Consider the following 20,478-nt stretch of genomic DNA (forward strand, 5'->3'; position numbering starts at 1 on the left):
AGGCGACAGCCGCCCGCGCGGCAAGGCGGGGTTGCGCATTCAGGCGCCCGTCAAAGCCCGATCCCTGCCAGAAGCCGCGCCGCTTCGGCCTCGGGCCGGGCCAGGGCGGCGCGATCCTCACCGGGAAAGAACCGCGCGCGGGTGGCGGTGGGCATCGGTGCAGGCGTCAGCACATGAACCTTGGGGCCAAGCCGCGCCGTCTCGGCCGCCCAGGCACGGGCCAGCGCGATCTGCGCCGCCTTGGTCGCGGCATAGGCGCCAAAGAACTTTTCGCCTACATGGGGGTCGTCGAAAAACACCGCCGCGCCGTCCTCCGGCCGCAGCAGCGGCGAGACCATCGGGATCAGCGTCGCCGTTGCGGTGACATTGACGGCAAGCGCCTTGTCGAAGTCCTTGGCGGCAACGTGATCGGCGGGCGACAGCGGCGGCGCCTGCACCGCCGTGTGGACCCACAGGCGCACCCCCCCCCAGCGATCAAAGATCGACCGGCACAGATGCGCCATCGCGCCCGGCGTGGTCACATCCATCGGCGCAAGCGTCGCTTGTCCGCCCTTTGCCTTGATGCGGTCGTCCAGGTCTTCCAGCCCGCCGACGGTGCGGGCGACGGCGACAACGTGGAAACGCGGGGCCAGCGCCTCGGCTATCGCGGCGCCAAGGCCGCGCGAGGCACCGGTGACAAGAACGGGGCGGTCGGGCTGATCGGTCATGGCGCACGCTTTGTCACCGGCGGGGCGTTAGCGCAAGCCGTGTTGACACTGTGTCGCGCAGAGTGGATTTTCAGCGCAAACCCAGAACCGAAGGACGCACACGACATGACCCTCACCAAAGCCCTCCTGCCCGGCCTGAGCCTGACCCAGAAGGCGGCGATGGCCGTTGCCGGCTCGCTGTTCATCGCGCTGGCCGCACAGATCGCGGTGCCGTTCTACCCGGTGCCGATGACGCTGCAGACGCTTGCGATCCTGATCGTCGGCCTGACCTTCGGCGCGCGGCTTGGCGGCGCGACGCTGCTTCTGTATCTGGCCGAGGGCGCGGTTGGCCTTCCGGTCTTTGCCAACGGCGCCTCGACGCTGGCCTACATGATGGGCCCGACCGGCGGCTTCCTGATCGGCTTTGCGATGATGGCGGTTCTGGCTGGTCTGGCCGTTGAAACCGGCCTTGCGCGCGGTTTCGTGCGGATGGCGATTGCTGCAGTCGTGGTGTCGCTTCTGCTTTACGTTCCCGGGCTTGCATGGCCTGCCGCGCTGATGGGCAAGACGATGCCCGAGCTGTGGTCGGGCTGGATGTCGCCGTTCCTGATTGGTGATGCGGTCAAGGCGGTTCTGGCGGCGCTGGTCGTCACCGGCGGCTGGGCCGCGCTGGGCAAGCGCGCCTGATCCGACGGCCACGCCCTGAAATGATGAACGCCGCGCCTTCGGGCGCGGCGTTTTTCGTTCGGGCGTTCAGCCGCCAAGAACGGCAAGCGTGCGGGTGCGGCCCTTGTCCGACAGGATGACGCGGTCGCCGCGGATCGCAGCGATGACGCCCAGCCCCGAGACCTTTGCGCCCCGGCGCACCTTCACGATCTTTCCCGATGAAAACCGGATCAGCGCCTCCTGGTTGTCGCTTGGCCCCATCACGCCGATCAGCGCGGTGCCGTCCAGCGACAGGCGGTTCGCCTCGGTCGCGTAACCCTCGACGGGGCTCGGTTGGGGGGATGTCTGCTCGGCCATGTTCGTGTCGCTCCTTTGCGCGGCAGTCTTGTCGGACTGCTGCGCTAGGGGGCGGCGAGGGCCTTGTAAACAAGGCGCCAGAGCGATGCGCCAAAGCCCGCGCACGCCGCGCGGCGACAGGCGGAATGCCGCCCGGGCCGCGCTGCGCTGGCGCAAACGTGACCGGCGCTATTCGGCGGCGGTCTTGAGCCGGAAGCCTTCCTCGATCTTGTCGGAGGGCGCGACAGGGTATTCGCCCGAGAAACACGCATCGCAATATTGCGGCTGCTTGGGGTCGCGGCCATTGGCCTCGCCCACGGCGCGATACAGACCATCAAGCGAGATGAACTTGATGCTGTCGACCTCAAGATGCTCGCGCATCTCGTCCTCGGACATGGTCGCGGCCAGCAGTTTTTCCCGCTCGGGCGTGTCGACGCCGTAAAAGCACGGCCAAGCGGTCGGCGGCGAGGCGACGCGGAAATGAACCTCGGCTGCCCCGGCATCGAGGATCATGTCCTTGATCTTGCGGCTGGTGGTGCCGCGCACGACCGAGTCGTCGACAAGGATCACGCGCTTGCCCTCGACCAGCTTGCGATTGACGTTCAGCTTCAGCCGCACGCCCATGTTGCGGATCTGTTCGGTCGGTTCGATGAAGGTCCGGCCCATGTACTGGTTGCGGGTGATCCCCATGCCGTAGGGGATGCCCGATTCCTGGCTGTAGCCGATGGCGGCAGGCGTTCCGCCGTCGGGCACCGGGCAGACAAGATCGGCGTCCACATGGGTTTCGCGCGCAAGCTCGACGCCGATCTGGCGGCGGGTCTCATAGACCGAGCGGCCGCCGTAATGGCTGTCGGGGCGCGAGAAATAGACGTGCTCAAAGATGCAGAAGCGAGGCTTCTTGTGCTCGAACGGGCGGTGGCTGGTCAATTCGCCGTTCTCGATCACCACCATCTCGCCCGGCGCGACCTCGCGCTCGAACTCGGCGCCGATGATGTCGAGCGCGCAGGTTTCGGACGACAGCACCCAGCCGCCGCCGACGCGGCCCAGCACCAGCGGGCGCACGCCAAGCGCATCACGCACCCCGATCAGCTTGGTCCGGGTCATCGCCACGACGCTGAACGCGCCCTCGACGCGGCGCAGCGCATCCTTCATCCGCTCGGGGATCGTGCGCTGCAGCGAGCGTGCCATCAGGTGGATGATGCATTCGCTGTCCGAGGAAGACTGAAAGATCGAGCCGCGCTCGATCAGCTCGCGGCGCAGGGCGGCGGCATTGGTGATGTTGCCGTTATGCGCGATGGCGACGCCGCCGACAGAGAATTCACCGAAGAACGGCTGCACGTCGCGGATCTGGGTGTTGCCCTTGGACCCGGCGGTGGAATAGCGCACATGCCCGATGGCCAAGGGGCCGGGCAGCGTTTCCATCAGCGACACCTTGGTGAAGTTGTCGCGCACATAGCCAAAGCGGCGGGCCGAGTTGAAGCCGTGGGCGACGTCATGGCTGACGATGCCGCCCGCCTCTTGTCCGCGGTGTTGCAGGGCGTGAAGACCAAGCGCGACAAAGTTCGCCGCATCCGAAAGACCGATGACGCCAAAGACGCCACATTCCTCTCTCAGCTTGTCGTCATCGAAAGGGTGGGCACGCCAGTCGTCGGTATCGACCATAAGTTCGAATCCATGGGGGACGGTGTTGCGCCCGTCATACGGAAAACACGGGCAGGTGTCACGGAACGATCACATAAGTCCGTGCGCCTTTGGCGCAAGGGCTCAGATCTCGCACTCGCCCGCGTTCACAAGCTCTTCATAGCGCTGCACGATCCAGCCGGGCGCATCCGTGGGCACCGCCTGATTGATGTCGTCCTGTGCGCCCGCGAAGATCTGCGCGGTGCGGGAATTGTCCACAACCGGATAGCTGTCGTCGAGAACGATGCGGTCATAGAGCACCAGCGCGACCGCAACCAGCACCAGCCCCCGCACGACACCGAACAGGAACCCAAGCCCCTGATCGACGCCGCCGAGCGCCGAGCGCTGGATCAGCGAGGAAAACAGCGGCGTGAACAGCGACACGATCACCAGAGCGACGGCGAAGACGGCCGCGAAGGCGGCGATCACCGACAACTCGCAGCTGTCGCGCAGGAAATCGCCCACATAGGGGATTTCCTTGACGAGCGGCATGGCGCGGGGCGCGAACAGAAACGCCACCACTGCGGCGCCGACCCATCCGACGATGGCCATCAATTCACGCGTCAGCCCGCGCGCATAGGCGAGGATTGCGGAAAGAAGGATGACGATGGCGACGCCACCGTCCAGAATCGTGAAGCTGTCCATGCCCCTCTCTCCGGCGGGAGGTCAGCCCGCCCCGAAAATCTCACCCACGAACCGCGTCAGATCCGGCATTTGTCGCATCGTCAGGCCGGTTCCCGGGCCCGTCTTGCTGCGTTCCGGCGCAATCGCCGTGGAGAAACCAAGTTTCTCCGCCTCTTTCAACCTGTTTTCGGTCTGACCCACCGGCCGAAGCGCGCCAGACAGCGAGATTTCACCGAAAACAACTGTATCGGCGGGAAGCGCCGCATCTTCGCGCGCCGATAAAAGTGCCGCCGCCACCGCCAGATCGGCGGCCGGTTCGCTGATCTTCATCCCGCCCGCGACGTTCAGGTAGACATCGAGGCCGGTGAAGGGGATGCCGCAGCGCGCCTCGAGCACGGCAAGGATCATCGCAAGGCGCCCGCCATCCCAGCCGACGACGGTGCGGCGCGGCTGGCTGTGGGGTGTCGGCGCGACGAGCGCCTGGAACTCGACCAGCACCGGGCGCGTGCCCTCGATGCCCGCAAAGACGACCGAACCGGGCGCGGGCGCGTCGCGGTCCGACAGGAACAGTGCCGATGGGTTCGCGACCTCGGCCAACCCGCCGCCAGTCATCTCGAAGACGCCGATCTCGTCGGCAGGGCCGAAGCGGTTCTTGACCGCGCGCAGGATGCGGAACTGGTGCCCGCGCTCGCCCTCGAAATACAGCACGGTATCGACCATATGCTCGACGACGCGCGGACCGGCGATCTGGCCGTCCTTGGTGACGTGCCCCACAAGGATCACCGCCGTGCCGCGCCGCTTGGCGAAACTGACCAGCTCATGCGCGGCGGCGCGCACTTGGGACACCGAGCCGGGCGCGCTGCCGACGTTGTCGGCCCACATCGTCTGGATCGAATCGATGATCGCGAGCGCGGGGCGCACGGTGTCGAGCGTGGTGAGGATGTCGCGCAGGTTGGTTTCCGCCCCGAGCCTGACCGGCGCCTGTTCGAGGCCAAGGCGCTGGGCACGCATCCGCACCTGCGCGCTGGCTTCCTCGCCGGAGATGTACAGGCAATCGAGGCCCTGCTGCGCAAAGCGCGCGGCGGCCTGCAAGAGCAGCGTCGACTTGCCGATGCCGGGATCGCCCCCCACCAGGATTGCCGAGCCGGGCACCAGTCCGCCGCCCAGAACCCGGTCGAGTTCCGCCAGCCCCGAGGAGGTGCGCGGCGGCGCCGCCTCGGCGGTCGACAGATCGCTGAGGGCGATAGAGGCGCCCCGCGCGGCGCCGAGGGCCGTCTTGGCAGGCCCGGAAGAGAGCGGCGCCTCCTCGAGGATGGAGTTCCAGGCGCCGCAGGCCTCGCAGCGCCCGGACCATTTGGAATGGGACGCGCCGCAGGACTGGCAGGTGAAGGTGGGTGACTTGGCCATGGGGCTATTTGCGATGTTCTGCAGGCGTTCCGCAAGGGGGGCGGTCCTGCGGGGGCATCGAGCCCCCGCCGGACCGCATGGGAGGCTCTGCCTCCCAAACCCTCCGGAGGTATTTGCAGACCAAAGATGGGGTCAGCGTTTCTCGGACAGGCTGAGGGTGAGCGAGGCGAGGATGCAGGCGGTGAAGAGGTAGAGCCCCCAGGCGGTTTCCACGCGCCCGACGCCGGTGCCCTTGGCGAGAACGATGTAGAGCGCGACGAGGAAGACATCGGCCATGGCGAATTTCGTCAGGACCGTGAGAGCGGGGAGCCAGCGGCGGGGCAGGCAGCCAAGCTGGATGGCGGCGAGGGCAAGGGTTTTCGCGTAGGGCAGGACGAGGGCGAAGAGCGCGACGATCAGGGCCAGCGCCGGGTCGGTGCGCCAGAGCGATGCGATGCCCGACAGGACCGAGATTTCCGACAGGCCGAAAAGGGGGAGCAGGCCCGCGCGCAGAAGCGGGGCGGTCCAGGCGAGGGGGAAGAGGATGAGGAGGGAGAGGTTGGTGTAGAGGCGGAGCGTGCGCATCCTCAATCTCACTGAAAATGTTTCACTGGGCATTTTCTCGGCGCATTGTCAGTGTCCTGATGAGTGAGATTTATCCTGAAAGGAAAGCCCTAAATGGACCTGGCGCCTGTTACTATTGCCATAGCGCTTATTTCCGCGGCCTTGTGGTTCTACGCCTGTAAGACTGTGTCACGAAAGCAGGAGCTAGCCCGCCGTATTCGTGCTGCTGCTCCGGGCGAGCAACTTGATCGCGGAGGAGTAGAAATTGTTGATGGACAAGCAAGATACGACCTCATCGCGACGCTTCGCCATCAGGCGCGTTGGAACCGCTTTGCAGCACTCTTCACGGCTCTAGCGCTAATTGCCCAAGCAGTCGATCCACTAGTCTAGCGTGATTGGATTGCAGATCACCTCACCGCCTCGATCGGTCCCGTCGCGCGGCCGTGGATGAACTGGTCAAGATAGGGATCGCCCGAGGCGTCCATCCCGGCGACGGGGCCGGTCCACTGGATCACCCCATTGTGCAGCATCGCCACGCGGTCGGCGATGGCGCGCACGGAGGTCATGTCATGGGTGATGGTCATGGCGGTTGCGCCCATCTCGGTGACGATCTCACGGATCAGGTCGTTTATGACGCCCGACATGATCGGGTCGAGGCCGGTGGTGGGCTCGTCGAAGAAGATGATCTCGGGTTCGGCCGCGATGGCGCGGGCAAGACCGACGCGTTTCTGCATGCCGCCTGAAAGCTCGGCGGGGAACAGATCGGCGGTCTCGGGCTGCAGGCCGACGCGGCGCAGTTTCTCGATGGCGATCTCGCGCGCCTCTGCCTTGGGGCGTTTTTGCGTGCCGCGCAGGAGGCGGAAGGCGACGTTCTGCCAGACGGTCATCGAATCGAACAGCGCGCCGCCCTGGAACAGCATGCCGAAGCGGGCGAGAAAGGCGTCGCGGTCGGCGCGGGTCACATCCTCGCTGTCCAGCGTGATGCTGCCCGCATCGGGGCGCACGAGGCCAAGGATGCATTTCAGCAGGACCGACTTGCCGGTGCCCGAGCCGCCAATGACCACCATGCTTTCGCCGCGCGGGATCGTCAGGTCGATGCCTTGCAGGACATGCTTGGCGCCGAAGGATTTATGGACGCCGGACAGCTCGATCATGCCGAGAAGAACAGTTCGGTGAGGACGTAGTTGGAGGCGAGGATCATCACCGACGACGACACCACGGCGTTGGTGGTGGCGCGGCCCACGCCCTCGGCGCCGCGGCCCGAGTTCATGCCGTGGTAGCAGCCCATCAGCGCCACGATGAAGCCGAAGACCGCCGCCTTGACGAGACCCGAGACCACGTCGCCCGCGACAAGGAACTGCGCGGTGTTGGTCAGGTAGGTGGCCGCGTTGAAATCCAGCCGCGAGGTGCCGACAAGGTAGCCGCCCATGATCCCGATTACGTCGCCGACGCCCGCCAGCAGCGGCAGCGCGAGCGTGGCGGCGAGGATGCGCGGCGCGGCGAGGTATTTCATCGGGTTGGTGGACAGCGTCGTCAGGGCATCGATCTGCTCGGTCACTTTCATCGTGCCGAGTTCCGCCGCGATGGCCGATGCGACGCGGCCCGAGACCATCAGGCCGGTCAGCACCGGGCCAAGCTCTCGCACCATGCCGATGGCGACGATCTGCGGCACCACGGCTTCGGCGTTGAAGCGCGCGCCGCCCGCGTAGATCTGCAAGGCCAGCGCGCCGCCGGTGAACAGCGTCGTCAGTGCCACGACAGGCAGCGAGAACCAGCCGATCGTCAGAAGGGCGGTGCCGAATTCGCGGACGTAGAGCGGCGGGCGCAGGATCTGGCTGACCGCGTCGGCGGCGAATATGGCCACGCTGCCGATGGCGGCCAACAGCGAGAGCGTGGCGCGCCCCAGCGCCGCGAGGGGCGACAGGAGCGTGTCCATCACGCCATGCCGCCCTTGTAGCGCCGGGTGTAGCGGCGGCCAAGCTGGGTGAGCACCTCGTAGCCGATGCTGCCCGCGATGTCGGCGATGTCGTCGACGGTCTGGTGCACGCCCAGAAGGTCGAGGTGGCTGGGCACCTCGGGCAGGTGGGTGACGTCGATGGTCAGCAGGTCCATCGACACCCGGCCCACCAGAGGGCAGGGCACATCGCCCGCGAACAGGACAGCCTGGTTCGAGATGTGGCGGGTGATGCCGTCGGCGTAGCCTGCGCTGACGGTGGCGATGCGCGCGGGGGCATCGGCGTGCCAGGAATTGCCGTAGCCGACGGGTTCCCCGGCGTCCAGCGGGCGGATCTGGATGATCGGCAGCGACAGGTGCGCCACGGGGCGCGCGTCTTCGAAGGGCATGCCGCCGTAAAGACCGATGCCGGGGCGGGTCATACCGAAGTGATAGTCCGGCCCCAGAAGCACGCCGCCGGTCGCCGCGATGGACAACGGGCAGTCGAGCCCGGCGGTCATCTCGCGGAAGGCGGCAAGCTGGCGGGGGTTCATCTCGTGATCCGGCTCGTCGGCGCAGGCGAGGTGGCTCATCACAAGGTCGGGTTTTTGCGCCATGACCACCGCGCGCACGGCGGCCCATTCGGCGGGCTCCATGCCAAGGCGGTTCATGCCCGAATCCAGCTGCACGCCGAAGGGATGGCCGGGCAATGCCTCGAAATGGCGGGTCATCTGCTCGATCGAGTTGAGCATCGGGATCAGCTGCAGATCGGCGATCATGTCGGTGTCGCCGGGCATGTGCCCCGAATAGACATGCACCTGCGGCCCCGGCCCCAGCGCCTCGCGCAGCGCGGCGCCTTCCTCGGCGACGGCGACGAAGAAGCGGCGCGCGCCCGCGCGGGCCAGTGTGCGCGCGACGGCGCCGATGCCAAGGCCGTAGCCGTCGGCCTTGACCGTCGCGGCGGTTTCCACCGTGGCGGCGGACGCGGCATCGAGCGCCCGCCAGTTGGCGGCGAGCGCGTCGAGATCAATGGTCAGAATGCCCGTTCCCATGGGCCGCTGTTTTGGACGGGCGGCGGCGGGCTGGCAAGCGGAAAGCGGGGTTAAATGTCTTCCGCGCCGCGCGGTCCGACCGCGCCGGTCTGCCACGGTTTCACAAGATTGCCGAAGCGGGTGAAGCGGCCTTCGAACGACAGGTCCACCGATCCGATGGGGCCGTGACGCTGCTTGCCGATGATGACCTCGGCCTTGCCGTGCAGGGCCGACATCTCGTCCTGCCACTTGGCCATCTTTTCCAGCTCATGGTCGCCGGGCTTCTCGCGTTCCTTGTAGTATTCCTCGCGGAACACGAACATCACCACGTCCGCGTCCTGCTCGATCGAGCCGGATTCGCGCAGGTCGGACAGCTGCGGGCGCTTGTCCTCGCGCGATTCGACCTGCCGCGACAACTGCGACAGCGCGACCACGGGAATATCCAGTTCCTTGGCGATGGCCTTCAGGCCCTGGGTGATCTCGGACACCTCGTTCACCCGGCTGTCCTTGGCCGAGGCGGGGCGGACCAACTGGAGGTAGTCGACGAACAGCGCGTCCAGCCCGTGCTGGCGCTTCAGCCGCCGGGCCCGCGCGGCCAGTTGGCTGATCGGCAGGGCGGGAGTGTCGTCGATATAGAGCGGGCAGGATTCGAGCGCCTTGGCGGCATCGACGAAACGGCGGAATTCGGCCTCGGACATGTCGCCGCGCCGGATCTGTTCCGACGGCACTTCGGAGGCTTCGGACAGGATACGGGCGGCAAGCTGCTCGGCGCTCATTTCCAGCGAGTAGAAGCCGACGACGCCGCCATCGACCGAACCTTCTGTGCCATCGGCGCGCAGGCCCTTGCGGTAGGCCTTGGCGATGTTGAAGGCGATGTTGGTCGCCAGCGAGGTCTTGCCCATCGACGGGCGCCCGGCAAGGATCAGAAGGTCGGACTTGTGCAGGCCGCCCAGCTTCTTGTCCAGATCGGCCAGCCCGGTCGAGATGCCCGCAAGCCCGCCCTCGCGCATGTAGGCGGCATTGGCGACCTGCACGGCGTCGGTCACGGCCCGCAGGAACGACTGGAACCCGGTGTCCGCCTGACCCTTTTCGGCAAGCTGATACAGCCGCTGCTCGGCCTCGACGATCTGGTCGGCGGGCTCGCTGGCGACATCGACCTTGGCGGCCTTGCCGGAAATCTCGTTGCCCAGTTCGATCAACTGCCGCCGGATCGCCAGATCATAGAGCATCTGCGCATAGTCGCGCGCGGCGAAGGACGAGATCGCAGCGCCCGCCAGCTTGGCCAGATACGCGCCGCCGCCAAGTTCCTTGAGGCCCTCGTCATCCTCGAGAAAGGATTTCAGCGTCACCGGCGAGGCAAGCGCGTTCTTCTGGATGCGCGTCGCCGCCGTCTCGTAGATGCGCCGGTGCACCGGATCATAGAAATGCTCGGGCTCGATGATCGCCGCGACCCGGTCGAAGATGTCGTTGTTGGTAAGAATCGCGCCCAGAAGCTGCTGTTCGGCCTCGATGGAGTGCGGGATCGTCTCGATGTCGTCGGCCTTTGGCTGATCCGGCCGTATCGTTGTCAAACTGTTCATGTCAGCCCCCTGTAAGCGCGAAGGGATATGCGAAAGACCGGTGCGGGCGAAAGAGGAACAAGTCTGTGGACAAGGTCTGTATGGCCTTGGGATGCCCGGATGCTGTTCCAAGATGTAGCGCGTTTGGGGCCAAGAAGCGATAGATATGGTCGGCGGCGCGCCGGTTGTGGGCTGAACAGGCGCGATCGGGCCAATCTGTCCACAAACCATTCCGAAGTGATCCACAGAAATCTTGCCGCGCGCAGGTCCGTGATTTGCGCGGCGGGCAGGGTCGGGGCAGACTGCCATGAAAAGGGACCATCCATGCGCCTGCCTGCCTGTCTTGTCGCCAGCGCGACCGCCACCTGCCTTGCCGCGACGCAGGCCATCGCGGGCTGCACATCGGACGCGATGGTGGTGTTCGACGGGTCCGGCTCGATGGCCGAGAACGGCGTGACGATGCGCGGCGGGCCGCGGATTTCGGATGCGCGCGCGGCGATCCAGCAGGCGATGCCGCAGGTCGCGCCGCTGCGCGACATCGGGCTGATCGTCTACGGCCCCGGCGCCCGCCCTCCGTGCGAGAATATCCGCCTGCACTTTGCGCCGCGTCCCGCAGCCGCCGGTCCGATCATCCTTGCCATCGATGCGCTGGCGCCGTTCGGCACCACACCGCTGACGCAGGCAGTCGAGACGGCGGCCGAGGTTCTGGACTTCCGCGCGGCACCGGGCGTCGTGGTGCTGGTGACGGATGGCAAGGAAACCTGCGGCGGCGATCCCTGCGCCTCTGCCCTGCGGCTGCGGGCCGAGGCGGCGGACTTGACGATCCATGTTGTGGGCTTCCGCGTGCGGGCCGAGTATTTCGACTGGGAAAGCGGCGCGGGCGCAGGCCACCTCGAGGCGCCGACCGTGGCAGAATGCATGGCCGAGATCACCGGCGGCACCTACACCTCGACCGAGACGGTGGGCGAGTTGATAGCGGCGCTGAACGCGACGCTGGGCTGCCCGCTGATCGGACGATTGGAGCGCAGCAGGACCGCAGGCTAGGCGGGCTTGTGCGCCTCTTGCCAGCCGCGCGGATCCTTCAGGAAGCCTTCGACCTGATGCAGCGTGTCGGCCGGGAATACCCCGCTGGTGCGCGCTTCGGCCAACACGTCCCACCAGGTGCACAGGTGATGCAGCGCGATGCCGTGGTCGCCCAGCGTCTTTTCCGTCTCGGGGAAAATGCCGTAGTAGAAGATCACCGCCGTGTGGCCGCAACTCGCCCCCGTCTCGCGGATCGCGTCCACGAAAGACAGCTTCGATCCGCCATCGGTCGTCAGGTCCTCGACCAGAAGCACCCGCTGGCCGGGCGCCATCGCGCCCTCGATGCGGGCGTTGCGGCCGTAGCCCTTGGGCTTCTTGCGCACATAGCTCATCGGCAGCGCCATGCGCTCTGCCACCAGCGCGGCAAAGGGGATGCCCGCCGTCTCGCCGCCCGCGATGTTGTCGAACGCCTCGAAGCCTGCGTCGCGCATGACCGTAACGGTCAGGAAATCCATCAGGGTGGAGCGGATGCGCGGGTAGGAGATCAGTTTGCGGCAATCGATGTAGGTGGGCGACGGCAGGCCGGAGGCCAGGATATACGGCTCTTCGGGGCGGAAGTTCACCGCGCCGATTTCCAGAAGCATCCGGGCGGACAGGCGGGCGATCTCTTCGCGGGTGGGGAAACTCGACGGGATCATTCAGGGCGCTCCTTTCGGGGTCTCGCGGGCAAAGCCTCGACGAGGCTTTGGTCAAAACTTTCCATGAAAGTTTTGCGCGTCACGGGGTGACGCGCCAGTGCAGGGGAATACCGGGATCGAACACCGTGATCGGCCCGGTTTCCGCGTCGGTCTCGATCTGGCCTAGTGGCGCTGCGGCAGCCCCCCGCGTCAGCGTGATCGTGTCGCCGTTCGCAGGCAGGCCGTAGAACGCGGGGCCGTTCAGCGAGGTGAACGCCTCGAGCCGGGCCAGCGCGCCTGCCTCTTCGAACACATGCGCAAGGCAGGACAGAGCGACGGGCGCGGTAAAGCATCCCGCCGCGCAGCACTCGGCCTCTTTCTTGCGGGTCGGATGCGGCGCGCTGTCGGTGCCCAGAAAGAATCGCGGATCGCCCGAGATTGCCGCCTCGACCAGCGCGGCGCGGTGGGTGCCGCGCTTGAGGATCGGCAGGCAGTAGTAATGCGGGCGCAGGCCGCCCACGAGCATGGCGTTCCGGTCCAGCATCAAGTGCTGCACGGTGATCGTCGCGGCAAGATCGCCCCCGTCCTGCGCCAGCACATAGTCGCGCGCCTCGCGGGTGGTGACGTGTTCCATCACCACCCGCAGCCCCGGCGTGGCCCGGCGCACCGGGTCGAGCACGCGGTCGATGAACACCGCCTCGCGGTCGAAGATGTCGATATCGGGGTCCGTGACTTCGCCGTGCACGCACAGCGGCAGGCCGATCTCGGCCATCCGGTCCAGCACGCCGCGCACCTTGTCGAAGTCGCGCACGCCCGAGGCGGAATTCGTCGTGGCCCCCGCCGGATACAGCTTGACCGCCGTGACCAGCCCGCTGGCATGGGCGGCGGCCACATCGTCCGGGTCGGTGTCTTCAGTCAGGTAGAGCGTCATCAACGGCTCGAACGTCATGCCTGTCGGCAGCGCGGCCAGGATGCGGTCGCGGTAGGCGGCAGCCTCGGCGCCCGTCACCACAGGGGGAACGAGGTTCGGCATCACGATGGCGCGAGCGAAGTGGCGCGCCGTTTCGGGCAGCACGGCTCGCAGGACCGCGCCGTCGCGCAGGTGCAGGTGCCAGTCGTCGGGGCGGCGGATCGTCAGCGTCTCGGTCATGGGGCGAGGCGATACCGAATGGCGCGGCGCGGCGCCACTGGAAACAGAGGGCCAAGGCGGCGCGCGAGTTCGCGCATCGCCTAAGAAACGGGCAAGTTGCCTCAATCCGGGTCAACCGGCGGCAAACAGGGGGGCGGGGGCCCGTCGAGGCGGCCCGCGCAAATTGCTGCGCCCGCCGCGCCCGTCCAGCGTGCGGGGGACAGAAGAAACGCCGAAGATGTACGACGCAGCCATGCCTCCTCCCGAGTTGCAACGTGCCCGCGGCCATGCCGCGGTGGCGTTTTCCCTGCGCGGCGGGCAGTCGCGCCTTGATCGCCTGCACCAGTCGGGCTCGGCCAAGGCGATGCTGCCCGCCAGCTATGGGGAGGGGCCGGAACTGGTGTTCCTCAACACCGCCGGGGGTCTGACCGGCGGCGATGCGTTGCGCTACGAGGTCGCGCTGGGCGCAGGCACAAGGGTCACCGCCGCCACCCAGACGGCAGAGCGCGCCTATGCGTCGTCCGGCGGGACGGCGCGGATGGACGTGTCCCTGACCGTCGGGACCGGCGCGCGGCTCGACTGGCTGCCACAGGAGACGATCCTGTTCGAGCGCGCCGCGCTGGCCCGCCGCACCGACATCGCGCTGGCGGGGGATGCCGTCTGTCTGATGGTCGAGACCCTGGTGCTGGGCCGCGCCGCGATGGGCGAGGTGGTGGAGCGTGCCGAGTTCAGCGATCACCGCCGGGTCACACGCGATGGCTGCCCGGTTCTGGTCGAACCGGTGCGGATCGACGAGACGGTCCTGTCCCGCCGCACGGGCCGCGCCACGCTGGCCGGAGCCCGCGCCGTCGCCACGCTTGCGCTGATCGCGCCGGGCGCAGAGGACGCCGCCGGACGCCTGCGGGCGCTGCCCGATGTGCCGGGCGTGACCTGGGCAGTCAGCGGATGGGACGGCAAATGCGTGCTGAGGGCGATGGCGCCCGATGCGTTTCCGCTGCGGCGGCTGGTGATGGCGGCCATCGCGGCGCTGCGCCCCGGTCCGCTGCCGCGCGTCTGGACGATCTGAAGGGACCGAACATGAACCTGACCCCCCGCGAAAAGGACAAGCTGCTGATCTCGCTCGCCGCCATGGTGGCGCGCGGACGGCTGGAGCGCGGCGTGAAGCTGAACCATCCAGAAGCCATCGCGCTGATCACCGACTACGTGGTCGAGGGCGCACGCGACGGGCGGTCGGTGTCCGACCTGATGGAGGCGGGCGCGCATGTCGTGACCGCCGAACAGTGTATGGAGGGCATCGCGTCGATGATCCACGACGTGCAGGTCGAGGCGACGTTCCCGGATGGCACCAAACTGGTGACGGTGCACCATCCGATCCGTTGAAAGATGCGTATTTTCGCAAAGAAGAACCTGGGGGTGAGACGATGACATTGTTTGAGAAGATGATGGAAGTGCTGGGCCTTGTGCCGCAGCCGCGCCCGGTTCCCGTCCGGGTGCGGGAGCCGCGCCGGTGATCCCCGGCGAGGTGATGCCAGCGGCGGGCGAGATCGTGCTGAACGCCGGTCTGGACGCGATCACGCTGGAGGTCGCCAACACCGGCGACCGCCCGGTGCAGGTCGGGAGCCACTACCATTTCGCCGAGACCAACTCTGCCCTGTCCTTCGACCGCGCCGCCGCGCGCGGAATGCGCCTGGACATCGCCGCCGGGACCGCCGTGCGCTTTGAGCCTGGCCAGACCCGCGAGGTGCGTCTGGTGCCATATGGCGGCGGGCGCGCCGTCTGGGGCTTCAATCAACAGGTGATGGGCGCGCTGTAGCCGCCCTCAAGGAGAGCCGACATGCCAGCCACCATTTCCCGCGCCGCCTATGCCGACATGTATGGCCCCACCACCGGGGACCGGGTGCGGCTGGCCGACACCGACCTGATCGTCGAGGTCGAGCGCGACCTGACCACCTACGGCGAAGAGGTGAAGTTCGGCGGTGGCAAGGTGATCCGCGATGGCATGGGGCAATCCCAGATCAGCCGGGCGGGCGGCGCCGTGGACACCGTCATCACCAACGCGCTGATCGTCGACGTGACCGGCATCTACAAGGCGGACGTGGGCCTGCGCGGCGGGCGGATCGCCTCCATCGGCAAGGCCGGCAATCCCGACACCCAGCCCGGCGTCGACATCATCATCGGCCCCGGCACCGAGGTGATCGCGGGCGAGGGCAAGATCCTGACTGCGGGCGGGTTCGACAGCCACATCCATTTCATCTGTCCCCAGCAGATCGAGGATGCGCTGCATTCGGGCGTCACGACGATGCTGGGCGGCGGCACCGGCCCTGCGCATGGCACGCTGGCCACCACCTGCACGCCCGGGCCCTGGCACATCGGGCGGATGTTGCAGGCCATCGACGGGGTGCCGATGAATATCGGGCTGTCCGGCAAGGGCAACGCCTCGACCCCTGACGCGCTGGTCGAGATGGTGCGCGGCGGGGCCTGCGCGCTCAAGCTGCACGAGGACTGGGGCACCACGCCCGGCGCCATCGATTGTTGCCTGACCGTCGCCGACGAATACGACGTTCAGGTGATGATCCACACCGACACGCTGAACGAAAGCGGTTTCGTCGAGAACACGGTGGCGGCGATCAAGGGCCGCACGATCCACGCCTTTCACACCGAGGGCGCGGGCGGCGGGCACGCGCCCGACATCATCAAGGTGGTCGAGAACCCGCATGTCATCCCGTCGTCCACGAACCCGACACGGCCGTTCACCGTCAACACGCTGGAAGAGCATCTGGATATGCTCATGGTCTGTCACCACCTCGACAAGTCGATCCCCGAGGACGTGGCCTTTGCCGAAAGCCGCATCCGCAAGGAAACCATCGCGGCCGAGGATATCCTGCACGACATGGGCGCGTTCTCGATCATCGCGTCCGACAGTCAGGCGATGGGGCGGGTGGGCGAGGTGCTGATCCGCACCTGGCAGACCGCCGACAAGATGAAGAAGCAGCGCGGACGGCTGGCCGAGGAAACCGGGGACAACGACAATTTCCGGGTCCGGCGCTATATCGCCAAGTACACGATCAATCCCGCGATCGCGCAGGGGATGTCGGCGCATATCGGCAGCATCGAGGTCGGCAAGCGCGCCGATCTGGTGCTGTGGAAACCTGCGTTCTTTGGCGTGAAGCCGGAAATGGTGCTGATGGGCGGGTCCATCGTGGTGGCGCAGATGGGTGATCCCAACGCCTCGATCCCGACGCCGCAGCCGGTCTATTCGCGGCCCATGTTCGGGGCGATGGGGCGGGCGGTGACACACTCGGCCGTCACCTTCGTCTCGGCGCTGGCTGCCGACGAGGGGATCGGCGAGGCGCTGGGCTTGGGCAAGTCGGTCGTCGCGGTCGAGAACACCCGCCGCATCGGCAAGGCCGACATGGTGCTGAACGACGCGACCCCGTCGATGGAGGTCAACCCAGAGACCTACGAGGTGCGCGCGAACGGCGAGCTGTTGACCTGCGAGCCCGCGCGCGAGCTGCCTATGGCACAGCGGTATTTCATGTATTGAGGGGCTGATTGGTATGGACCCCTCGCAAGGCACGACCGAGACCGCGCCCCTGATCGCCCACGCCGTGCGCCGTGCGGGCGACTGGTCTGGCGCGGCGGGCGCGGTGTCGCTCAGCTACGAGGCGCGGCTCTTGCGCCGCAAGCGGCTTACGCTGGCCGACGGGCGCGACATGCTGGTGGACCTGCCCGAGGTCGTCAGCCTGAACGAAGGTGACGCCTTTGATTGCCACAGCGCGCTGATCGCCGTGCAGGCCGCTGACGAGCCGTTGATCGAGGTGCGCGGCGGGAATCTGCCGCGCCTTGCCTGGCACATCGGCAACCGCCACACCCCGTGCGAGATCCGGGCCGGGCATCTGGTGATCCGTGCCGATCATGTGCTGGCGGACATGCTGCGACACCTTGGGGCGGACCTGCGGGACACGGTCGGCCCTTTCACTCCCGAGGGCGGGGCCTATGGTCATGGGCGGACCTTCGGGCATGACCATGGGCACAATGCTGGGCACGACCATGACCACGATCATGCGCCGGAGGGTTCGCATGACCACGGCCATTGACGGAGGAACTATGCCGCTGTTCGCCCCCGGAAACCGCACGAAATCCCAAGCCCATCGCAGGCTCTATGCGCTGTACGAAGTGGTCTACACGCTTGTCGACATGCTCGCCGCGCTGTGCTTTGTCGTCGGATCGATCGCCTTTTTCTTCGAGGCGTGGAAGACCTTCGGCACCTGGAACTTCCTGATCGGTTCGGTCCTGTTCGCGGCCAAGCCGTCGCTTCGACTGGTGCGCGAACTGCATTACCTGCGTGTGGGTCCGGGGCGGCTTGCGCCGGCGCATGACGGCTGACCTTCTCACCCTCACGCAATGGCTGTCGCCCGCTTTTCCCGTCGGGGCCTATGCCTATTCGCACGGGCTCGAGGCCGCGGTTCTGGCGGGCGACGTGACGGACGCGGCGTCGCTGCAGGAATGGCTTGGCGACGTGTTGGCGCTGGGCGCCGGGCGCGCGGATGCGACGCTTCTGTCGGCTGCGCATCGCGGCGAGGATTGCGGCGCGCTGTCTGACACCGCCCGCGCGCTTTGTGCTTCGCGTGAACGCTGGGCCGAGACGATGGATCAGGGCCGCGCCTTTGCCGCCGCAGCGATGGCGACCGGGGACGATATCGCGGCGATGCCCTATCCCGTTGCGGTCGGCGTGGCGGCGCGGCGGCTTTCGCTGGCCACCGAAACGGTCGCCGCGCTTTATCTGCATGGCTTCACCTCGACCCTTGTTTCGGCCGCCGTGCGGTTCGTGCCGCTTGGCCAGTCGGACGGGCAGGGCGTGCTATCCCGGCTTCACCCTGTTATCGAGCAGGTGGCCGCAGAGGCGGCGACCGCCGAGGTCGCGGACATCGCCAGCGCCGTCTTCGCTGCCGATATTGCAGCGATGGCCCATGAAACGCTTGAAGTCAGGATTTTCCGCACATGAAGAAGCCGACGTTTTTCCGTCTGAAACACACCAAGCGCGGCTCTGCGCTTGCCGTTCCGAATGATGCGCGCACCCAGGCGGTTCTGGGCGAAGACCCGATTCCGGTGCTGCGCGACTGGGGAAGCGGCGCCTTTGACTGGACCGGATCGGATCGCCCCACCTACACCGAGGCCAAGCCCGAATCGGACGACGAGACCCCCGCGTGGTGGATGCAGCCGGACCATGCAGAGTGGCTGGCGCTTCTCAAGGACGACGCTGTCGTCTGGGTGCGGCATGTGGAGCTGACCGACAACGACAATGCCTCGATGGGCCGCAGCAAGGGCGTGTGGAAGATCGGCGGCGTGTCGATCGAGGACGAAACCCTGACGCTGCGGCTGGTCGAGCGGGTCGGAGACGTGCGCCTGTGACAAGCCCCAACGGTCCCCTGCGCGTGGGCATCGGCGGCCCGGTCGGAGCGGGCAAGACCACGCTGACCGAAAAGCTGTGCCGCGCGCTGGCGGACCGCTGTTCCGTCGCGGTCATCACCAACGACATCTACACGCGCGAGGATGCCGAGCATCTGATGCGGGTGCAGGCGCTGCCGGTCGAGCGCATTCGCGGGGTGGAAACGGGCGGCTGCCCGCACACCGCGATCCGCGAGGATGCGTCGATCAACCTTGCCGCCGTCGCCGACCTGAACGCCGCCTTCCCGGATCTCGACGTGATCCTGATCGAATCGGGCGGCGACAATCTGGCGGCGACGTTCAGCCCGGAACTGGCGGACATCTCGATCTACGTGATCGACACCGCCGCCGGGCAGGACATCCCGCGCAAGAAGGGGCCGGGGCTGGCCCGCTCTGACCTGCTGGTGGTGAACAAGACCGATCTTGCGCCGCATGTCGGCGTCGATCTGGACCTTCTGGCCAGCGACACCGCTGCCGCGCGGGGGCACCGCCCGTTCGTGATGGCGGCGCTCCGCACGGGGCGCGGCGTCGAGGACGTGGTGCGGTTTTTGGTGCGCGAGGGCGGGTTGACGTTGGCCGATCAGCCCTTGGCAGCGGCGGAGGCGGCGGGCGGCGGGATCACCTGATCGTCCTGGAACGGCAGGCTGATGCCCTTCTCGTTCAGCGCGGCGGCAATCTGGTCGGCCCGCTTGCGGAACCTCGGCGCGTTCATGCGGACGGCGACGTTGTTGCACATCACCGCGTTGAGATAGTCGTGCTTGCGGGCGGCCAGCACCTGGGTAAGCCGCAGCAGGTAGCTGCGCGTCTGGCGCCGCGCCCGCAGCGCGCGCGAGATGCGGGCAGGGGTCAGCTTGTCCTCTTCGAACAGCCTGAAGATCGCGCCCAGCATCCCGCCCTCGACCAGGATCGTCTCGGGCGTCTCGCCGAAATGGAACAGGCGGTGCAGGCGGATATGCGCGCGGTTGAACTGTGCGGCGTGGGCGGCATCGGTCCAGATTGCGGGATCAAAGAAAATATGCGCGCCCTCGGCGGCGTCCAGCATGTCGGGGGCATAGCCGTAGCGCGATGTGAAATCGAGCCGCCGCGCGGTGCGGAAGCGCGAATCGAACGCAGCGCGCTGGGCGCTCAGCGTCGCTTGCGGCGCGATGGCGATGACCGTGGCACCGGGCGCAGAGACGGAATACGCGCAGGCCGCATGGCCAGACGTGCCCGCGCCGTAGAACAGCACCCGGTCGAAGGCGTCGAACAGCCCCTTTTCCGTCATCTCGTCGAAAAAGTCATAGACCGCCTGCGCGCGGAACCAGTCGCGCCGGTCCGCCAGCAGCGACAGCGCCGACCAGCCGAACGCCTCGCGCAGGGTGTGGGCAAGGGGCAGGGCGTCTTCCTCGGCGGCGACGGCGGCGCTGTCCTCGAAGGTGACGACCAGCGTTTCGCTGCCTTGCGCAAAGGCGGCATGATGATGGGCGCCGAGCGTGCGAAGGAACCTGCGGGGGGCTTCCACCTCGCTGATCCGCGCCAGAAGCGCGGTCCGCAAGTCCTGTTCGCGTTGCGCATCGTCCGCCGTTACGCCTGTCATCCTGCTCTCCGTTTCCCTTCATCTAGGGGGGGAACGTGGCCATTTGATGGTATCGGGGCAGAAAAATCATCCCAGATCGTCCCAAAACCGCCCCGACGCACCGGTAGGATTTGCCCGACTGGCGCCGACCGGATAGCCTTGGCGTCAACAATGAGAGGCG

Annotated in this window: 25 protein-coding genes; 12 read left to right on the top strand and 13 right to left on the bottom strand. The window is 67.2% G+C overall.

The window, feature by feature from the left end:
* Window positions 1-50: 50 nt before the first annotated feature.
* Window positions 51-707 carry an SDR family NAD(P)-dependent oxidoreductase gene (locus KTJ87_RS03665; RefSeq protein WP_267137703.1) on the bottom strand — a complete coding sequence of 219 codons (657 nt, stop codon included), beginning with the start codon at window positions 705-707 and terminating at the stop codon, window positions 51-53.
* Between the two features lie 105 nt (window positions 708-812).
* On the opposite strand from KTJ87_RS03665, the gene KTJ87_RS03670 reads away from it, so the two are divergent.
* Window positions 813-1,373: a biotin transporter BioY gene (locus KTJ87_RS03670; protein ID WP_267137704.1), complete on the top strand. Its 561-nt coding sequence runs from the start codon at window positions 813-815 to the stop codon at window positions 1,371-1,373.
* A gap of 66 nt (window positions 1,374-1,439) precedes the next feature.
* Here the strand turns inward: KTJ87_RS03670 and KTJ87_RS03675 are convergent, their stop codons facing one another.
* The 5 genes from KTJ87_RS03675 to KTJ87_RS03695 all read right to left on the bottom strand — a co-directional run bounded on the left by KTJ87_RS03675 (window position 1,440) and on the right by KTJ87_RS03695 (window position 5,963).
* Window positions 1,440-1,709, bottom strand: a complete 270-nt coding sequence (locus KTJ87_RS03675; protein WP_267137705.1) for a hypothetical protein — start codon at window positions 1,707-1,709, stop codon at window positions 1,440-1,442.
* Between the two features lie 168 nt (window positions 1,710-1,877).
* Window positions 1,878-3,350, bottom strand: coding sequence for an amidophosphoribosyltransferase (purF, locus tag KTJ87_RS03680; protein ID WP_267137706.1), 1,473 nt, complete (start codon window positions 3,348-3,350; stop codon window positions 1,878-1,880).
* Between the two features lie 102 nt (window positions 3,351-3,452).
* Window positions 3,453-4,013 (bottom strand): CvpA family protein, encoded by a 561-nt coding sequence (locus KTJ87_RS03685; protein ID WP_267137707.1) that lies wholly within the window; start codon window positions 4,011-4,013, stop codon window positions 3,453-3,455.
* A gap of 21 nt (window positions 4,014-4,034) precedes the next feature.
* The gene (gene radA, locus KTJ87_RS03690) at window positions 4,035-5,399 is read right to left on the bottom strand and encodes a DNA repair protein RadA (protein ID WP_267137708.1); all 1,365 of its coding nucleotides are present in this window, start codon (window positions 5,397-5,399) and stop codon (window positions 4,035-4,037) included.
* A 132-nt stretch (window positions 5,400-5,531) separates the two neighbouring features.
* Window positions 5,532-5,963, bottom strand: coding sequence for a paraquat-inducible protein A (locus KTJ87_RS03695; RefSeq protein WP_267137709.1), 432 nt, complete (start codon window positions 5,961-5,963; stop codon window positions 5,532-5,534).
* Between the two features lie 93 nt (window positions 5,964-6,056).
* On the opposite strand from KTJ87_RS03695, the gene KTJ87_RS03700 reads away from it, so the two are divergent.
* On the top strand, window positions 6,057-6,332 hold the full coding sequence (locus KTJ87_RS03700; protein ID WP_267137710.1) for a hypothetical protein: 276 nt from the start codon (window positions 6,057-6,059) through the stop codon (window positions 6,330-6,332).
* Window positions 6,333-6,349: 17 nt separating this feature from the next.
* Here KTJ87_RS03700 and KTJ87_RS03705 read toward each other — a convergent pair whose 3' ends face one another.
* Genes KTJ87_RS03705 through KTJ87_RS03720 form a run of 4 tightly spaced genes read right to left on the bottom strand, consistent with a single transcriptional unit; the run spans window position 6,350 to window position 10,486 of the window.
* Window positions 6,350-7,096, bottom strand: a complete 747-nt coding sequence (locus tag KTJ87_RS03705; protein ID WP_267137711.1) for an ABC transporter ATP-binding protein — start codon at window positions 7,094-7,096, stop codon at window positions 6,350-6,352.
* Entirely contained in the window at window positions 7,093-7,878 is a 786-nt protein-coding gene (locus KTJ87_RS03710; RefSeq protein WP_267137933.1) for an MlaE family ABC transporter permease, read from the bottom strand. Before KTJ87_RS03710 ends, KTJ87_RS03705 begins: the two co-directional genes overlap by 4 nt.
* Window positions 7,878-8,927 carry an alanine racemase gene (gene alr, locus KTJ87_RS03715; RefSeq protein WP_267137712.1) on the bottom strand — a complete coding sequence of 350 codons (1,050 nt, stop codon included), beginning with the start codon at window positions 8,925-8,927 and terminating at the stop codon, window positions 7,878-7,880. Before alr ends, KTJ87_RS03710 begins: the two co-directional genes overlap by 1 nt.
* A gap of 50 nt (window positions 8,928-8,977) precedes the next feature.
* Complete coding sequence (locus KTJ87_RS03720; RefSeq protein WP_267137713.1) at window positions 8,978-10,486, bottom strand: replicative DNA helicase; 1,509 nt, start codon at window positions 10,484-10,486, stop codon at window positions 8,978-8,980.
* 303 nt (window positions 10,487-10,789) lie between these two features.
* Here KTJ87_RS03720 and KTJ87_RS03725 point away from each other — a divergent pair, with 303 nt between their 5' ends.
* Window positions 10,790-11,509 carry a vWA domain-containing protein gene (locus KTJ87_RS03725; protein ID WP_267137714.1) on the top strand — a complete coding sequence of 240 codons (720 nt, stop codon included), beginning with the start codon at window positions 10,790-10,792 and terminating at the stop codon, window positions 11,507-11,509.
* Here the strand turns inward: KTJ87_RS03725 and KTJ87_RS03730 are convergent.
* Window positions 11,506-12,186 (bottom strand): orotate phosphoribosyltransferase, encoded by a 681-nt coding sequence (locus KTJ87_RS03730; protein ID WP_267137715.1) that lies wholly within the window; start codon window positions 12,184-12,186, stop codon window positions 11,506-11,508. The two genes, KTJ87_RS03725 and KTJ87_RS03730, sit on opposite strands and share 4 nt — an antisense overlap.
* Window positions 12,187-12,265: 79 nt before the next feature.
* A complete protein-coding gene (gene pyrC / locus KTJ87_RS03735) occupies window positions 12,266-13,315 on the bottom strand; it encodes a dihydroorotase (protein ID WP_267137716.1) in 1,050 nt (349 codons plus the stop codon).
* Between the two features lie 217 nt (window positions 13,316-13,532).
* Here pyrC and KTJ87_RS03740 point away from each other — a divergent pair, with 217 nt between their 5' ends.
* The 9 genes from KTJ87_RS03740 to ureG all read left to right on the top strand — a co-directional run bounded on the left by KTJ87_RS03740 (window position 13,533) and on the right by ureG (window position 19,368).
* On the top strand, window positions 13,533-14,360 hold the full coding sequence (locus KTJ87_RS03740) for an urease accessory protein UreD (RefSeq protein WP_267137717.1): 828 nt from the start codon (window positions 13,533-13,535) through the stop codon (window positions 14,358-14,360).
* An 11-nt stretch (window positions 14,361-14,371) separates the two neighbouring features.
* Window positions 14,372-14,674: an urease subunit gamma gene (locus tag KTJ87_RS03745; RefSeq protein ID WP_267137718.1), complete on the top strand. Its 303-nt coding sequence runs from the start codon at window positions 14,372-14,374 to the stop codon at window positions 14,672-14,674.
* Window positions 14,675-14,801: 127 nt separating this feature from the next.
* The gene (locus tag KTJ87_RS03750) at window positions 14,802-15,107 is read left to right on the top strand and encodes an urease subunit beta (RefSeq protein ID WP_267137719.1); all 306 of its coding nucleotides are present in this window, start codon (window positions 14,802-14,804) and stop codon (window positions 15,105-15,107) included.
* 21 nt (window positions 15,108-15,128) lie between these two features.
* The gene (ureC, locus tag KTJ87_RS03755; RefSeq protein ID WP_267137720.1) at window positions 15,129-16,838 is read left to right on the top strand and encodes an urease subunit alpha; all 1,710 of its coding nucleotides are present in this window, start codon (window positions 15,129-15,131) and stop codon (window positions 16,836-16,838) included.
* Between the two features lie 13 nt (window positions 16,839-16,851).
* On the top strand, window positions 16,852-17,391 hold the full coding sequence (locus KTJ87_RS03760; protein ID WP_267137721.1) for an urease accessory protein UreE: 540 nt from the start codon (window positions 16,852-16,854) through the stop codon (window positions 17,389-17,391).
* Window positions 17,375-17,680: a YrhK family protein gene (locus KTJ87_RS03765; protein WP_267137722.1), complete on the top strand. Its 306-nt coding sequence runs from the start codon at window positions 17,375-17,377 to the stop codon at window positions 17,678-17,680. The genes KTJ87_RS03760 and KTJ87_RS03765 overlap by 17 nt, the downstream gene beginning before the upstream one ends.
* On the top strand, window positions 17,670-18,299 hold the full coding sequence (locus KTJ87_RS03770; protein ID WP_267137723.1) for an urease accessory protein UreF: 630 nt from the start codon (window positions 17,670-17,672) through the stop codon (window positions 18,297-18,299). Before KTJ87_RS03765 ends, KTJ87_RS03770 begins: the two co-directional genes overlap by 11 nt.
* Window positions 18,296-18,706 carry a hypothetical protein gene (locus KTJ87_RS03775; RefSeq protein WP_267137724.1) on the top strand — a complete coding sequence of 137 codons (411 nt, stop codon included), beginning with the start codon at window positions 18,296-18,298 and terminating at the stop codon, window positions 18,704-18,706. Before KTJ87_RS03770 ends, KTJ87_RS03775 begins: the two co-directional genes overlap by 4 nt.
* A complete protein-coding gene (gene ureG, locus KTJ87_RS03780) occupies window positions 18,703-19,368 on the top strand; it encodes an urease accessory protein UreG (RefSeq protein WP_267137725.1) in 666 nt (221 codons plus the stop codon). Before KTJ87_RS03775 ends, ureG begins: the two co-directional genes overlap by 4 nt.
* On the opposite strand, the gene KTJ87_RS03785 is transcribed toward ureG, so the two are convergent.
* Window positions 19,323-20,318 (bottom strand): phosphoadenosine phosphosulfate reductase, encoded by a 996-nt coding sequence (locus KTJ87_RS03785; protein WP_267137726.1) that lies wholly within the window; start codon window positions 20,316-20,318, stop codon window positions 19,323-19,325. The two genes, ureG and KTJ87_RS03785, sit on opposite strands and share 46 nt — an antisense overlap.
* Window positions 20,319-20,478 lie beyond the last annotated feature (160 nt).

It is taken from the genome of Anianabacter salinae (assembly GCF_019061145.1).
Taxonomy (GTDB): domain Bacteria; phylum Pseudomonadota; class Alphaproteobacteria; order Rhodobacterales; family Rhodobacteraceae; genus Anianibacter; species Anianibacter salinarum.

Coding starts and splice junctions, on each gene's coding strand:
- KTJ87_RS03760 (WP_267137721.1), top strand. CDS start 16,852: ATGGACCCCTCGCAAGGCACGACCGAGACCGCGCCCCTGATCGCCCAC.
- KTJ87_RS03730 (WP_267137715.1), bottom strand. CDS start 12,186: ATGATCCCGTCGAGTTTCCCCACCCGCGAAGAGATCGCCCGCCTGTCC.
- KTJ87_RS03775 (WP_267137724.1), top strand. CDS start 18,296: ATGAAGAAGCCGACGTTTTTCCGTCTGAAACACACCAAGCGCGGCTCT.
- KTJ87_RS03745 (WP_267137718.1), top strand. CDS start 14,372: ATGAACCTGACCCCCCGCGAAAAGGACAAGCTGCTGATCTCGCTCGCC.
- KTJ87_RS03785 (WP_267137726.1), bottom strand. CDS start 20,318: ATGACAGGCGTAACGGCGGACGATGCGCAACGCGAACAGGACTTGCGG.
- KTJ87_RS03720 (WP_267137713.1), bottom strand. CDS start 10,486: ATGAACAGTTTGACAACGATACGGCCGGATCAGCCAAAGGCCGACGAC.
- KTJ87_RS03740 (WP_267137717.1), top strand. CDS start 13,533: ATGTACGACGCAGCCATGCCTCCTCCCGAGTTGCAACGTGCCCGCGGC.
- KTJ87_RS03700 (WP_267137710.1), top strand. CDS start 6,057: ATGGACCTGGCGCCTGTTACTATTGCCATAGCGCTTATTTCCGCGGCC.
- KTJ87_RS03705 (WP_267137711.1), bottom strand. CDS start 7,096: ATGATCGAGCTGTCCGGCGTCCATAAATCCTTCGGCGCCAAGCATGTC.
- KTJ87_RS03685 (WP_267137707.1), bottom strand. CDS start 4,013: ATGGACAGCTTCACGATTCTGGACGGTGGCGTCGCCATCGTCATCCTT.
- KTJ87_RS03695 (WP_267137709.1), bottom strand. CDS start 5,963: ATGCGCACGCTCCGCCTCTACACCAACCTCTCCCTCCTCATCCTCTTC.
- purF (WP_267137706.1), bottom strand. CDS start 3,350: ATGGTCGATACCGACGACTGGCGTGCCCACCCTTTCGATGACGACAAG.
- radA (WP_267137708.1), bottom strand. CDS start 5,399: ATGGCCAAGTCACCCACCTTCACCTGCCAGTCCTGCGGCGCGTCCCAT.
- KTJ87_RS03710 (WP_267137933.1), bottom strand. CDS start 7,878: ATGGACACGCTCCTGTCGCCCCTCGCGGCGCTGGGGCGCGCCACGCTC.
- KTJ87_RS03765 (WP_267137722.1), top strand. CDS start 17,375: ATGACCACGGCCATTGACGGAGGAACTATGCCGCTGTTCGCCCCCGGA.
- KTJ87_RS03670 (WP_267137704.1), top strand. CDS start 813: ATGACCCTCACCAAAGCCCTCCTGCCCGGCCTGAGCCTGACCCAGAAG.
- KTJ87_RS03725 (WP_267137714.1), top strand. CDS start 10,790: ATGCGCCTGCCTGCCTGTCTTGTCGCCAGCGCGACCGCCACCTGCCTT.
- ureC (WP_267137720.1), top strand. CDS start 15,129: ATGCCAGCCACCATTTCCCGCGCCGCCTATGCCGACATGTATGGCCCC.
- KTJ87_RS03665 (WP_267137703.1), bottom strand. CDS start 707: ATGACCGATCAGCCCGACCGCCCCGTTCTTGTCACCGGTGCCTCGCGC.
- pyrC (WP_267137716.1), bottom strand. CDS start 13,315: ATGACCGAGACGCTGACGATCCGCCGCCCCGACGACTGGCACCTGCAC.
- alr (WP_267137712.1), bottom strand. CDS start 8,927: ATGGGAACGGGCATTCTGACCATTGATCTCGACGCGCTCGCCGCCAAC.
- KTJ87_RS03770 (WP_267137723.1), top strand. CDS start 17,670: ATGACGGCTGACCTTCTCACCCTCACGCAATGGCTGTCGCCCGCTTTT.
- KTJ87_RS03675 (WP_267137705.1), bottom strand. CDS start 1,709: ATGGCCGAGCAGACATCCCCCCAACCGAGCCCCGTCGAGGGTTACGCG.